Source organism: Micromonospora sp. NPDC048868 (assembly GCF_043198195.1).
In the GTDB taxonomy this organism is placed as follows: Bacteria; Actinomycetota; Actinomycetes; order Mycobacteriales; family Micromonosporaceae; genus Micromonospora; species Micromonospora reichwaldensis.
In genome coordinates this window covers 43481-56900 of record NZ_JBICUN010000009.1, presented here as the reverse complement: position 1 = coordinate 56900, position 13420 = coordinate 43481, and the positions used below count along the sequence as shown (strand labels likewise).

The 13420-nt window shown below is 73.3% G+C and carries 8 protein-coding genes; 4 read left to right on the top strand and 4 right to left on the bottom strand.

Annotated features, from left to right (window positions below; translation table 11 throughout):
• Window positions 1–14: 14 nt before the first annotated feature.
• Window positions 15–1352, bottom strand: coding sequence for a glutamate-1-semialdehyde 2,1-aminomutase (hemL, locus tag ACGFNF_RS16415; protein ID WP_393168715.1), 1338 nt, complete (start codon window positions 1350–1352; stop codon window positions 15–17).
• 224 nt (window positions 1353–1576) lie between these two features.
• On the opposite strand from hemL, the gene ACGFNF_RS16410 reads away from it, so the two are divergent.
• On the top strand, window positions 1577–1912 hold the full coding sequence (locus ACGFNF_RS16410; RefSeq protein WP_089002478.1) for an STAS domain-containing protein: 336 nt from the start codon (window positions 1577–1579) through the stop codon (window positions 1910–1912).
• 124 nt (window positions 1913–2036) lie between these two features.
• Here ACGFNF_RS16410 and ACGFNF_RS16405 read toward each other — a convergent pair whose 3' ends face one another.
• Together ACGFNF_RS16405 and ACGFNF_RS16400 are read right to left on the bottom strand one after the other, a co-directional pair.
• On the bottom strand, window positions 2037–2591 hold the full coding sequence (locus tag ACGFNF_RS16405) for a two-component system response regulator (RefSeq protein ID WP_151455014.1): 555 nt from the start codon (window positions 2589–2591) through the stop codon (window positions 2037–2039).
• Entirely contained in the window at window positions 2588–6955 is a 4368-nt protein-coding gene (locus ACGFNF_RS16400) for a HAMP domain-containing protein (protein ID WP_393168712.1), read from the bottom strand. Before ACGFNF_RS16400 ends, ACGFNF_RS16405 begins: the two co-directional genes overlap by 4 nt.
• A 299-nt stretch (window positions 6956–7254) precedes the next feature.
• Between ACGFNF_RS16400 and ACGFNF_RS16395 the strand changes: the two genes are divergently transcribed.
• Both ACGFNF_RS16395 and ACGFNF_RS16390 read left to right on the top strand, forming a co-directional pair.
• Window positions 7255–9330, top strand: a complete 2076-nt coding sequence (locus ACGFNF_RS16395) for a SpoIIE family protein phosphatase (RefSeq protein ID WP_393168710.1) — start codon at window positions 7255–7257, stop codon at window positions 9328–9330.
• A gap of 45 nt (window positions 9331–9375) precedes the next feature.
• Window positions 9376–9807 carry a hypothetical protein gene (locus tag ACGFNF_RS16390; RefSeq protein ID WP_357576862.1) on the top strand — a complete coding sequence of 144 codons (432 nt, stop codon included), beginning with the start codon at window positions 9376–9378 and terminating at the stop codon, window positions 9805–9807.
• A 61-nt stretch (window positions 9808–9868) separates the two neighbouring features.
• Here the strand turns inward: ACGFNF_RS16390 and ACGFNF_RS16385 are convergent, their stop codons facing one another.
• Window positions 9869–11218 carry an FAD-binding oxidoreductase gene (locus tag ACGFNF_RS16385; RefSeq protein WP_393168708.1) on the bottom strand — a complete coding sequence of 450 codons (1350 nt, stop codon included), beginning with the start codon at window positions 11216–11218 and terminating at the stop codon, window positions 9869–9871.
• Window positions 11219–11308: 90 nt separating this feature from the next.
• On the opposite strand from ACGFNF_RS16385, the gene ACGFNF_RS16380 reads away from it, so the two are divergent.
• Window positions 11309–13405, top strand: coding sequence for a S9 family peptidase (locus ACGFNF_RS16380; protein ID WP_393168706.1), 2097 nt, complete (start codon window positions 11309–11311; stop codon window positions 13403–13405).
• Window positions 13406–13420: the final 15 nt, after the last annotated feature.

The window sequence follows — 13420 nt, the reverse complement described above, 5'->3', positions numbered from 1 at the left end:
CCTCGCACTCACTGCTACCCCCTGTGACCTGCCGCTGCCGCAGCGTTGGCCGCCACCGGCAGGGCGGCGGCGATCTGCTCCAGAGCGGCGTCGTCCAGCGCCGCAGACACGAACCACGCCTCGAACGCGCTCGGCGGCAGGTAGACGCCGCCCGCGAGCATCGCGTGGAAGAACGCCTTGAACGCCGGCACCTGCTGGGTGCGGGCGCTGTCGTAGTCGACCACGTCGGCGTCGGTGAAGAAGACCGAGAACATGTTTCCCGCGTACGACAGCCGGTGCGGGACCCCGGCGGCGGCCAGCGCGTCCGCGGCGAGCCTGCCCACGACGGCGGCCGTGTCGTCGAGCTTGCGGTAGAGCGCGTCGTCGGCCAGCCGCAGGGTGGCCAGGCCGGCGGCGCAGGCCAGCGGGTTACCGGAGAGGGTGCCGGCCTGGTAGACCGGGCCGGCGGGGGCCAGTCGCTCCATGATCTCCGCGCGCCCGCCGAACGCCGCGGCGGGCAGCCCACCACCCATGACCTTGCCGTACGTCCACAGGTCGGCGTCGGAGGGGTCGAGGCCGTGCCAGCCGGCGCGGGAGACCCGGAACCCGGTCATCACCTCGTCGACGATGAGCAGCGCCCCGTGCGCGTGCGCGATCCGGGCGAGCTGGGAGTTGAAGCCGTCGCGCGGGGCGACCACGCCCATGTTGCCGGCGGCGGCCTCGGTGATGATCGCGGCGATGTGCTGGCCCTCGGCGGCGAACGCCTGCTCCACGGCGGCGACGTCGTTGTACGGCAGCACGATCGTGTCGCCGGCCGCCGCGCCCGTCACGCCCGGCGAGTCGGGCAGGCCGAGGGTGGCCACCCCCGAGCCGGCGGCGGCCAGCAGGCCGTCGGAGTGCCCGTGGTAGCAGCCGGAGAACTTGACGATCCGGGGGCGGCCGGTGAAGCCGCGTGCCAGCCGGATCGCCGACATGGTGGCCTCGGTGCCGGAGTTGACCAGCCGGACCTGCTCGACCGGCGTGCGGTCGACGATCTCGGCGGCCAGCTCGACCTCACCCGGGGTGGGGGTGCCGAAGCTGGTGCCCCGGGTCGCGGCCGACCGGATCGCGTCCACGACCTCCGGGTGCGCGTGGCCGAGGATCAGCGGGCCCCAGGAGGAGACCAGGTCGACGTAGCGCCGGTCGTCGGCGTCGTAGAGCCAGGGCCCCTCCCCCCGGACCATGAAGCGCGGCGTGCCGCCGACGGCACGGAACGCGCGCACGGGAGAGTTCACCCCGCCGGGCACGATGGCCTTGGCGCGGTCGAACAGGGCCTCGGAGGCCGGTGCTTCGGCCGGGTAGCGGCCGGATCCGGCGGGAAACATATCGGTCACGATGCCGCCATTGTGTCAGCGTCGGGCGGCGAATCGGCAGGCACCCCGTACCGGGGTTACCAGGCTCACCCGGGTCGGCCCTCACCGCCGTCCCGGCGGCGTCACGTCCGCGGCGCGGGACGTCCCCGTTCCCGACCTCCTCGGGAGCGTGGTCGCCGCGCCCGGTCGGCTCGGTCGCCACCGCTCGACGGGCCGGGTGGCCCGGATCGCGCTAGGCTGACCCGGTGGATCGTGCCGAACTGTCCATCACGCTACACCGGACGGGCGACGAAGCTGTGCTTCGCCTGGCCGGTGAGATCGACATGCTCACGGCCGCCCAGCTGTCGACCGTCGTCAACGAGGTCCTCGCCGAGCCGCCGCCGCGCATCGTGCTCGACCTCGGCGGGGTCACCTTCTGCGACTCGCAGGGCCTGGGCACCCTCGTCGTACTCAGCCGCAAGGCCAGCCACGCGCAGAGCCTGCTGATCCTGACCAACGTCGGCGACTTCCTGCTCCGCGTCCTGGACATCACCGGCCTGCGCAGCGCCCTGATGATCCGCAACGACCAGACCACGGGCTGACTTCCCGCCCGCCCGCTGTGGTGCGGCGGCGCGATCTTGGCGAGTTACGGCCCCTCCCGGGGCCGCCAGCTACCAAGATCTCGCCTGCGCACGTCAGCCCGCCCGGCGCAGTTCCGATGCCGGGTCAGGGGGTGTTGCCCCAGCGGGCCTGTTCCAGGAGCTGCACCGCGCGGTCGCGGGAGTCCTGATCGTCGAGGCGCAGCATCGCGGTGGCCTCGTCGACCGCGTCGGTCAGCACCCGCAGCTGCGCGTCCCGGTCCCGCACCAGGTCCGACTGGGCGGCGAGCTGCCGGGTCTTCACCCACAGCTCGACGAAGACCGACACCTTGGCCCGCAGCACCCACGGGTCGAACGGCTTGGTCAGGTAGTCGACCGCGCCGACCGCGTAACCGCGCAGCGCGAGCTGGGCGTCCCGGTCGGCGGCGGTGAGGAAGATGATCGGCACGTGCCGCGTACGCTCGCGGCGCTTGATGTGGCTGGCCGTCTCGAAGCCGTCCATGTCCGGCATCTGGGCGTCCAGCAGGATCACCGCGAAGTCGTCGACCAGCAGCTGCTTCAGGGCCGCCTCGCCGCTCTCCACGGCGACGGACTGGACCGGCAGGCCCTGGAGAATCGCCTCCAGTGCCATCAGGTTCTCCCGGCGGTCGTCCACCAGCAGCGCCTTTGCCATCTGGGTCACGAACTCTCCTCGGTTCGGCTGCCGCTGATCCAGGACGACATGAGTTCGATCAACTCGTCCAGGTCGACGGGCTTGGTGATGTAGTCACTTCCCCCGGCCGCCAGCGCCGACTCGCGGTCGCCGGGCATGGCCTTGGCGGTCAGGAAGACGATCGGCAGGTCGGCGAACCGGTGGTTGCGCCTGATCTGTCGGGTCGTCTCGTACCCGTCCTGATCGGGCATCATCGCATCCATCAGGACGATGTCCACCTCCGGATGCTCGGCCAGCAGGCGGACGCCGTCCGCCCCGTTGTCCGAGTACAACACGGTCAGGCCGTGCAGTTCCAACGCGCTGGTCAGCGCGAAGACGTTCCGGACGTCGTCGTCGACGATCAGCACGGTGGTGCCCTCCAGCCGCCGGGTGGCCGGCGTGGAGGCCGGCTCGGGCAGCTCCGGCGGGGGCATGAGCAGCGAGGACGGCAGCCCGGCCCGCGCCGGTGACGGCGGCAGCGGCGCGACCACCGCGTCCGGGGCGAGCACGTCCGGTACGAAGAGGGTGAACGTCGAGCCCTGGCCGGGCGCCGACGCCACCACGATGCTGCCGCCCAGCAGCCGGGCCAGGTCCCGGCTGATCGACAGCCCCAGCCCCGTACCGCCGTAGCGACGGCTGGTGGTGCCGTCGGCCTGCTGGAAGGCCTCGAAGATCAGCGACAGCTTGTCGTCGGAGATGCCGATGCCGGTGTCGACCACGGTGAACGCGATGACCTGCTGCGCGTTTGTCAGGGCCGGCACGTCGAAGACCGTGTTGTCGGGCGCTGGCGCGATCCGCAGCGTCACCGCCCCGTTGTCGGTGAACTTGACCGCGTTGGAGAGCAGGTTGCGCAGGATCTGCTGGAGTCGCTGGGCGTCGGTGACCAGCGCCTCCGGCAGGTCCTTGCTGATCCGTACCTGGAAGTCCAGGCCCTTCTCCTCGGCCTGCGGCGCGAACGCCTGCTCCACGTACCCGCGGATCTCGTCGAACCGGACGGCGGTGGGCTCGACGTCCATCCGCCCCGCCTCGATCTTGGACAGGTCCAGGATGTCGTCGATCAGCGACAGCAGGTCGGAGCCGGCGCCGTGGATCGTCCGGGCGAACTCGATCTGCTTCGGCGTGAGGTTCTGCTCCGAGTTCTCGGCCAGCAGCCGGGCCAGCAGCAGCAGCGAGTTCAGCGGCGTACGCAGCTCGTGGCTCATGTTGGCCAGGAACTCCGACTTGTACGCCGACGCCCGCGTGAGCTGCTGGGCCTTCTCCTCCAGGCCGAGCCGGGCCAGCTCGATCTCCCGGTTCTTCGTCTCGATGTTGCCCTTCTGCTCCGAGAGCAGCTGCGCCTTGTCCTCCAGCTCGGCGTTGGTGCGCTGGAGTTCCGCCGACTGTTCCTGCATCTCGTGGGCGAGCCGCTGGGACTGCGCGAGCAGTTCCTCCGTACGCCGGTTGGCCTGGATGGTGTTGACGGCGACGCCGGTGGTGAGCACGAGCCGCTCCAGGAACGACAGGTGCAGCTCGGAGAAGGCCGCCACGCTGGCGAACTCGATGACCCCGAGCAGCTCGCCCTCGAAGAGCACGGGCAGCACGACCAGGTCGGCCGGCGGGGTCTCGGCGAGCCCGGAGCGGAGCATCAGCTTGCTGTCCGGCACCCCGCCCATCCGGATGGTGCGGCGGGACAGGGCGGCCTGCCCGACCAGCCCCTCGCCGGGGCCGAAGGTGACCTCGTGCCCCCGGGCGACGTAGCCGTAGGAGGCGGTCAACCGCAGCCGCATCACGCCCTCGGACGTGTCCGCCAGGAAGAACGCGCCGAGCTGCGCGTCGACCAGCGGTGTCACCTCCATCATGATCATGCGGCAGACCTCACCGAGGTCGCGCTGCCCCTGGAGGAGCCCGCCGATCCGGGCCAGGTTCGAGTCGAGCCAGCCCTGCTCGGCGTTCTTCTTGGTCGTCTCCCGGAGGGTGACGATCATCTGGTTGATGTTGTCCTTCAGCTCGGCGACCTCGCCCTGCGCCTTGACCGCGATCCGCTGGGTCAGGTCGCCCCGGGTCACCGAGGTGGAGACCTGCGCGATGGCGCGCAGCTGGGTGGTGAGGGTCGAGGCGAGCTGGTTGACGTTCTCGGTGAGGTCGCGCCAGGTGCCGGAGACGCCCTTGACCTGGGCCTGGCCGCCGAGCTTGCCCTCGCTGCCGACCTCGCGCGCGACCCGCGTCACCTCGTCGGCGAACGACGAGAGCTGGTCGACCATCGTGTTGACCGTCGACTTCAGCTCCAGGATCTCGCCCTGGGCGTCGACCGTGATCTTCTGGGACAGGTCACCCTTCGCCACGGCGGTGGTGACCGAGGCGATGTTGCGCACCTGCGACGTCAGGTTCGACGCCATCGAGTTCACGTTGTCGGTCAGGTCCCGCCACGTACCCGAGACGCCCTTCACCTGGGCCTGACCGCCCAGCTTGCCCTCGGTGCCCACCTCGCGCGCGACCCGCGTCACCTCGTCGGCGAACGACGACAGCTGGTCCACCATCGTGTTCACCGTCGACTTCAGCTCCAGGATCTCGCCCCGGGCGTCCACGGTGATCTTCTGCGACAGGTCACCCTTCGCCACGGCGGTGGAGACCTGGGCGATGTTCCGCACCTGGGCCGTCAGGTTCGACGCCATCGAGTTCACGTTGTCGGTCAGGTCCCGCCAGGTGCCGGCGACGCCCCGCACCTGGGCCTGACCGCCCAGCTTGCCCTCGGTGCCCACCTCGCGGGCCACCCGCGTCACCTCGTCGGCGAACGACGACAGCTGGTCCACCATCGTGTTCACCGTGGACTTCAGCTCCAGGATCTCGCCCCGGGCGTCCACGGTGATCTTCTGCGACAGGTCACCCTTCGCCACCGCCGTGGTGACCGAGGCGATGTTCCGCACCTGCGACGTCAGGTTCGACGCCATCGAGTTCACGTTGTCGGTCAGGTCCCGCCACGTACCCGAAACGCCCTTGACCTGGGCCTGACCGCCCAGCTTGCCCTCGGTGCCCACCTCGCGCGCGACGCGCGTGACCTCGTCGGCGAACGACGAGAGCTGGTCCACCATCGTGTTGACGGTGTTCTTCAGCTCCAGGATCTCGCCCTGGGCGTCGACCGTGATCTTCTGCGACAGGTCACCCTTCGCCACCGCCGTGGAGACCTGGGAGATGTTGCGCACCTGGCTGGTCAGGTTGCCGGCGAGCTGATTGACGTTCTCGGTGAGGTCCCGCCAGGTGCCGGAGACGCCGCGCACCTGGGCCTGGCCGCCCAGCTTGCCCTCGATGCCCACCTCGCGCGCGACGCGCGTCACCTCGTCGGCGAACGACGACAGCTGGTCCACCATCGTGTTGACGGTGTCCTTCAGCTCCAGGATCTCGCCCTGCGCCGCCACGGTGATCTTCTGCGACAGGTCGCCCCGGGCCACCGCCGTGGAGACCTGGGCGATGTTGCGGACCTGGGCGGTCAGGTTGGACGCCATCGAGTTGACGCTGTCGGTCAGGTCCTTCCACGTGCCGGCCACGTTCGGCACGTCGGCCTGCCCGCCGAGCTTGCCCTCGGTGCCCACCTCGCGGGCCACCCGGGTCACCTGCTCGGCGAAGAGCCGCAGGGTGTCGGTGAGGTAGTTCATCGTGTCGGCCAGCTCGGCGACCTCGCCGCGCGCGCTGACCGTGATCTTCTGCGACAGGTCGCCCTTGGCCACCGCCGTCGCCACCTGGGAGATCGACCGCACCTGGCCGGTCAGGTTCGACGCCATGGTGTTCACCGAGTCGGTGAGGTCCTTCCAGGTGCCGGCGACGCCGCGCACGTCGGCCTGGCCGCCGAGCTTGCCCTCGGTGCCCACCTCCCGCGCGACCCGGGTGACCTCGTTCGAGAAGGACGAGAGCTGGTCGACCATCGTGTTGACCGTGCGGCCGATCCGCAGGTACTCACCGCGCAGCGGCCGGCCGTCGATCTCCAGCGCCATGTGCTGGGAGAGGTCGCCGTCGGCTACCGCGACGATGACCCGGGCGATCTCGGTGGTCGGCCGGCCCAGGTCGTCGATGAGCGAGTTGACCGCCCGCTGCCCCTCCGCCCAGGAGCCGTCCAGCCCCTCGTCGTCCAGGCGCTCGGTGAGCCGGCCGTCCCGGCCGACGATCCGGCTGATCCGCCGCAGGTCGAGGTACTGCTGCTCCTGGAGCGACACGACCTCGTTGAAGGCGTCCGCGACCTCACCGGCGCGGCCGGCCCGGCGGGGCAGCCGCACCTTCAGGTCGCCCCCGCGCACCCGCCGCAGCGCCTCGGTCAGCTCGCCGAGGAGCGCCTCGTGGTCGGGCGCGGACTGGTCCACGGTCGCCGACTGTTTCGTGGTCATCATTCCTCGCTCAGCTCGGGGCCACCGGCTCCTGCCGACACCGGCCATGCCCCCATTGTGCCCGTGGCCTCGCCCGCGCCACGTCCACGCGCCCGACCCGACCCACCCCCACCGCCCCGGCCCCGCCCCGCCGGGCCCCGCCTGAGGGGCCGATCACGCAGTTGTGGGGCCTGACGAACCGGGTCGAACGTCATCGATCGCCCACCACCAGTGCATGATCGACGAGGCGGGAGGCGGGGGCGGGGGCCGCCCGTCCGGGCATCGGCTTGGCACCCGCACGGGTGGCGGTGGAGGATACGGGGGTGTCAGCGGAGGCGGGGCCCGCGGCGACCGGGGGCCGAGACGAGCACGTCCGGCGCGTCCGGCTCCCCGCAGACCGGCGTACGCCGGCCGCGGCGCGGGCCCTCGTGCGGTCCGTACTCACCGAGGCCCACCTGGACCAACTGGCCAACGAGGCCATGCTGCTCACCACCGAACTCTCCACCAACGCGGTGGAGCACGCCCGCACCGAACTGGACGTCGAGGTGGTCGCCGACCCGGTCGGGATCACCGTCACCGTGTCCGATTTCGCCGCCGGCCCGGTGGAGGAGCTGACCGTCGGGGTCCGCAACGACGCCACCGACATCGACGAGGTCTCCGAGCGCGGCCGAGGGCTGCTGCTTGTCGACCACTTCGCCAGCCGCTGGGGCACCACCTACCTGCCCACCGGCAAGGGGGTGTGGTTCCGGCTGGACCTGCCCGGCCCGGCCACGGGCACCCGGCACGCGCGGGTACCCGGCGCGGCGACCGCCGGAGGCGGCGCACCGGCGACCCCGGAGAGCTCCGCGCCGAGCGCAGGGGCCATGAGCGAGCTGATGCAGACCACCCCCGACCCGTACGCCGAGGATCCGCTGCCCGACTTCGCGACCAGCCTGCTCACCCGGGTGGCGGAGATGGTCGGCGCGGCGGGCGGGGTCGTGCGGCTGGACCGGGGGGACGGGCAGGGCACCCAGGTGCTGGCCCGGTACGGCCGCCAGCCCCGGCCCGGCAACGAGCTGCTCCGGGTGGCGCTGGCCGTGCACCGGCCGTACACCGGTGAACTGGTGCTGGACGCGGCACCGTCGGCGTACGCGCGACCGCTGGCCGTGCTGATGGCCGAGCGGCTCTCGCTGCACCTGGAGAACGACCGGCTGCGCCGGGCGGACGTCCGCCGGCAGGCCTGGCTGACCTTCCTCGCCGAGGCGAGCGAGCTGCTCGCGCAGTCGCTGGACGTCGAGTTGACCATGGCGCTCGTCCCCCAGCTCGTGGTGCCCCGGCTCGGGCAGTGGTGCGCGGTCCACACGACCGACGAGTGGGGCCGGCTCCGCCTCGCGGCGGCCAGCCACGCCGACGAGTCGGTGCTGCCCCAGCTGCACCAGGTGCTCGCGGAGACCGGCCCGGACTCGGTCCAGGCCCGGCTGCGCGAGGCGTCCCGCAACGGCACCCAGATGCCGCTCGGCGCGCCGATGGAGGGCTTCGCCGTCCCGTTGATCGCGCGGGGTCAGCGGCTGGGCACCCTGGCCGTCGGCCGGCACCAGCGGCACCGGCACGACCCGGACGAGGTCGCCGTGCTGGAGGACGTCGCCCGGCGGGCGGCGCTGGCGATCGAGAACGCCCGGATCCACGCCGAGCGCCGGCGCGTCGCGCACACCCTCCAGCAGTCGCTGCTGCCGCCGGTGCTCCCCGTGGTCGAGAGCATCGGCTTCGCCGCCGAGTACGTCCCGACCGGCGGCGACGTCGACGTCGGCGGCGACTTCTACGACGTGGTGCCCCTGCCGGACGGCCGCTGGCTGGTGGTGATCGGCGACGTCTCGGGCAAGGGGGTGCAGGCGGCGACGGTCACCGGCCTGGTCCGCGACGTCATCCGGGTGCTGGTGGGCGACGGCAAGCCGCTGCCGGAGGCGCTGGCCCGGGTCAACGAGACGCTGCTCGAGCGGGGCGGCGGGCGCTACTGCACGCTGGCCCTGGCGGCGGTCGGCCCCGGCGACAGCGACCGGCTCGACGTCTCCCTGCACCTCGCCGGCCACGACCGGCCGGTGCTGCTGCCCGCCGGCGGCGGGGCGCGTTTCGTCGGCATCGGCGGCACCGCGCTCGGCCTGCTCGACTCGATCGCCTCCCCGACGGCCGAGGTGCCGCTCGCCCCGGGGGACTCGCTGGTCTTCTACACCGACGGGGTCACCGAGCGGCGGCGCGGCCGGGAGCTGTTCGGCACCGAGCGGCTGCGCGACGCCGCCGCCCCGCTGGCCGGCTACCCGGCCGACGTGATCGCGGCCCGGCTCCGCTCGACGGCGATCGGCTTCTCGGCCGAGGCGCCCCGCGACGACATCGCCATCCTGGTGCTCCGCAACGACGCGACCTGAGCAGCGGTGGCGGGGCCGGCCGGACGGGTTCGCTAGGTTGACCGCATGTCGAGCACCGTCCATGCATCCGCCGAGCGCCCGCCGCTGCTGCGCAGCACCGTCGCCGCCCAGTCGGCGCTCACCGCCGCCTTCGTCGTCGTCCTCGCGCTCTGGGTCGGCCGGATGGCCGCCGCCGGGGTCGGCCCCGAGGAGATGCGCAGCGGGGCGTACGACCCGAAGGACCTGGTGCCGTTCGGCCTGAGCGCAGCGAACCCCCTCATCTGGCTGTACGGCGCGGTGTCGCTGCTCTACCTCGCCGGCCTGGTCGCCGGGCCGCTGCTGGCGGTCCACGCCGTGGTCCTGCTGGCCCGGGACCGGTCGGCCATGTCCCGCCGCACGTGGCGGGTGTTGCTCGCCCTGACCGTGGGCGCGGTGGTCGTGGCCGCGAGCCGTTTCACGCCGGTCGGCGCCGACCTGCACCGGTGGTGGATGGACTGAGCCGCGCGACCCCGGCCGCGCCGCCCTCCGCCCCGCTCGCGCCGGGAGCTGGCCGGCGCGGTCAGAGGCCGCCCGGGAGGCGGCCCGGGGCGAGGCGGCGGTGCGGATCGAGGTGCTCCTTGGCCGCGCGCAGCCGGGCCAGCCCGGCCAGCTCGCCCCAGAGGTCGACGGCCCGCCGGACGGCCGCCGGCGCGGCGACCACCACGCACCGGCCCTGCCGGGCGAGGAGCACGCCCCGGACGGCGGCCAGGATCGACGCCACCCGGTCGGGGGACATGGCAGCGGGCAGGGCCGCGTGCACCACGCCGAGGCCGGCGGATCCGCGCACCGGGACGGGGCCGCCGGCGGCGTCCCGCAGCGCGTAGACGGCGGCGTGCAGGTCGGCGATCGGCACCTCGATGCGCAGCGCCGTGTCGCCCGGGCCGAACGGATAGCGCCGCCACCACTCGGGCGCGGCGTGGCTGGCGGCCGCGCCCGGGCCGAGGAGCGCGACGAGCCGGTCGGCGCGCTCGGCGACGTCGGCCGGGCCGCCCTCCAGCAGCACCACCAGCCGACCGGCGCCGGCCGGGCCGCCGCCGGCGCGCCCCGCCATGGACGGGTGCGCGGCCATCGCGGCGGCCCGGCTGCCCGGGCGCGGCCGGGGTCCCGCGCCGGCCGGCAGGTCCAGCTCGACCGCCGCCGGGTCGAGGCGCGCGGCGAGCACGGTGCGGACCAGGTCGTGCACCTCCAGCGGGGTCCACACCGGTCGGCTGACCCAGATCCGGCCGGCCGGAACGGCCTGCACCCGCAGGGTCGCGGAGACCAGCACGCCGAGCGCCCCCTGCGAGCCGCAGAGCAGCCGGGCCAGCTCCAGCCCGGCCGCGCCGCCCCCGGCGTCGACGAGCTCGCCGTCGGCGTCGAGGTAGCGCACCCGGACGAGCTGGTCGCAGGGGCTGCCGTGGCGGTGCCGCAGCGGTCCCGCCTCGCCGGCGGCGAGCACGCCGCCGAGGGTGGCCCCGGGCGAGGGGGCGTCGAGCGCCAGGCGCTGCCCGGTGCGGTCCAGAGTGGCCTGCACCGCCCGCAGCGGGGTGCCCGCCCCGACCTCGGTGGTGGGCGCGCCGACCGGCTCGTGCCCGATCCCGGCGAGCCGGCCGGTGTCGAGCATGATGTCGACCCGGTCGGGGGCGGCACCCCAGTCGATCTTCGTGCCGGCGCCGCGCGGCACCACCGTCAGGTCGTGCCGGGCGGCGAGCCGCAGCACCTCGGCCGCCGCGCGCGGACCGCCCGGGACGGCCACCCAGCGGGCCGGGCGGCCGGCCACCTCGTCGGCCGGGCCGGCGAAGCGGGCGAACGGCGGGCCGCAGATCTCCGTCAACCGCCGGGTGATGTCGAGGGCTCCGGGCCGGTCGGTGGAACTCGCTGCAGCCGCCATGCCGGCCATCGTACACATGTTCGAAAGCTGTGGCGGCGGGTCGCCGACGAGGCCGCGCGGCGGGCGGCGCGCGGCCGGTAACGTGACGCCGTGACCACCGAGACCCCCGTGCCCACGGCGAAGCGGGTGCCCAGCGAGCGCACCCACCACGGCGACACAGTCGTCGACGAGTACGCCTGGCTCACCGCCAAGGACGACCCGGAGACGATCGCCTACCTGACCGCCGAGAACGCGTACACCGAGGCCCGGACGGCGCACCTCGAAGGGCTGCGCGCCGACCTGTTCGAGGAGATCCGCCGGCGCACCCAGGAGACCGACCTGTCGGTGCCCGGCCGCAAGGGCGGCTACTGGTACTACACCAGGACGGTCGAGGGCCAGCAGTACGGCGTGCAGTGCCGCCGGGCGGTCCGCGACGGCGAGACCGAGCCGCCGGTCAGCGCGGACGGCGCCCCGCTCGACGGCGAGGAGGTGCTGCTCGACGGCAACCTGCTCGCCGAGGGGCACGACTTCTTCGCGCTCGGCGCGTTCGACGTCAGCCCGGACGGGCGGTGGCTGGCCTACTCCACGGACTTCTCCGGCGACGAGCGGTTCACGCTGCGGGTCAAGGACCTGTCCACCGGCGAGCTGCTGCCCGACGAGGTGCCCGACACGTTCTACGGCACCGCCTGGTCCACCGACGCCTCCGTGCTGTTCTACGTGACGGTGGACGAGACGTGGCGCCCCAACCGGGTCTGGCGGCACACCCTGGGCACGGCGTCCACCGAGGACGTGGTGGTCTACCAGGAGGACGACGAGCGGTTCTGGGTCGGCGTGGAGCTGAGCCGCTCGGAGCGGTTCGTCATCATCGACGTGCACAGCAAGATCACCAGCGAGGTGCTGGTGATCCCGGCCGGCAACCCGACCGGCGCGCCGGCGTCCGTGGCGCCCCGGCGGCAGGGCGTCGAATACACCGTCGAGCACCACGGGCACCGCTTCCTGATCCTGCACAACGACGGCGCGGAGGACTTCGCGCTGGCCTGGACCTCGGCGGACGCGCCCGGCGACTGGGTGCCGCTCATCGAGCACTCGCCCGGCACCCGGCTGGAGGCCGTGGACGCCTTCGCCGACCACCTGGTCGTCTCGCTGCGCACCAACGGGCTGACCGGGCTGCGGGTGCTGCCCGTCGGCGGCGGCGACGCCTTCGACATCGACTTCCCGGAGCCGCTCTACAGCGTCGGCCTGCACGACAACCCGGAGTACCGCACCGGGCAGATCCGGCTCCGCTACGCCTCGCTGGTCACCCCCGACTCGGTCTACGACTACGACCTGGTCACCCGGCAGATGGTGCTGCGCCGGCAGAAGCCGGTGAAGCCCGGGCCGGACGGGCGGGCGTACGACCCGGCCGACTACGAGCAGCACCGCGACTGGGCGCTCGCCGACGACGGGACCCGGGTGCCGGTCTCGCTGGTCTGCCGGGCCGGCACGCCGAAGGACGGCTCCGCCCCCTGCGTGATCTACGGCTACGGCTCGTACGAGGCGAGCATGGACCCGTGGTTCTCCGTCGCCCGGCTCTCCCTGCTGGACCGGGGCGTCATCTTCGCCGTCGCGCACACCCGGGGCGGCGGCGAGCTGGGCCGCAGCTGGTACGACCAGGGCAAGCTGCTGGCCAAGAAGAACACGTTCACCGACTTCGTGGCCTGCGCCCGGCACCTGGTCAAGGCGGGCTGGACGACAAGCGACCGGCTCGTGGCCCGGGGCGCCTCGGCCGGCGGGCTGCTGATGGGGGCGGTCGCCAACATCGCCCCGGACGCGTTCGCCGGGATCGTCGCGCAGGTGCCCTTCGTGGACGCGCTCACCTCGATCCTCGACCCGTCGCTGCCGCTGACCGTCACCGAGTGGGAGGAGTGGGGCAACCCGCTGGCCGACCCGGAGGTCTACGCGTACATGAAGTCCTACACGCCGTACGAGAACGTGCGGGCGGTGGACTATCCGGCGATCCTCGCGGTGACCAGCCTCAACGACACCCGGGTGCTCTACCACGAGCCGGCGAAGTGGGTCGCCCGGCTGCGGGCGGTCGCCCCGCAGGGCGACTACCTGCTGAAGACCGAGATGGGCGCCGGCCACGGCGGCCCCAGCGGCCGTTACGACTCCTGGCGCGAGGAGGCGTTCGTCAACGCCTGGATCCTCGACCGCCTCGGCCGCGCCTGAACGGGGTCGGGGAGG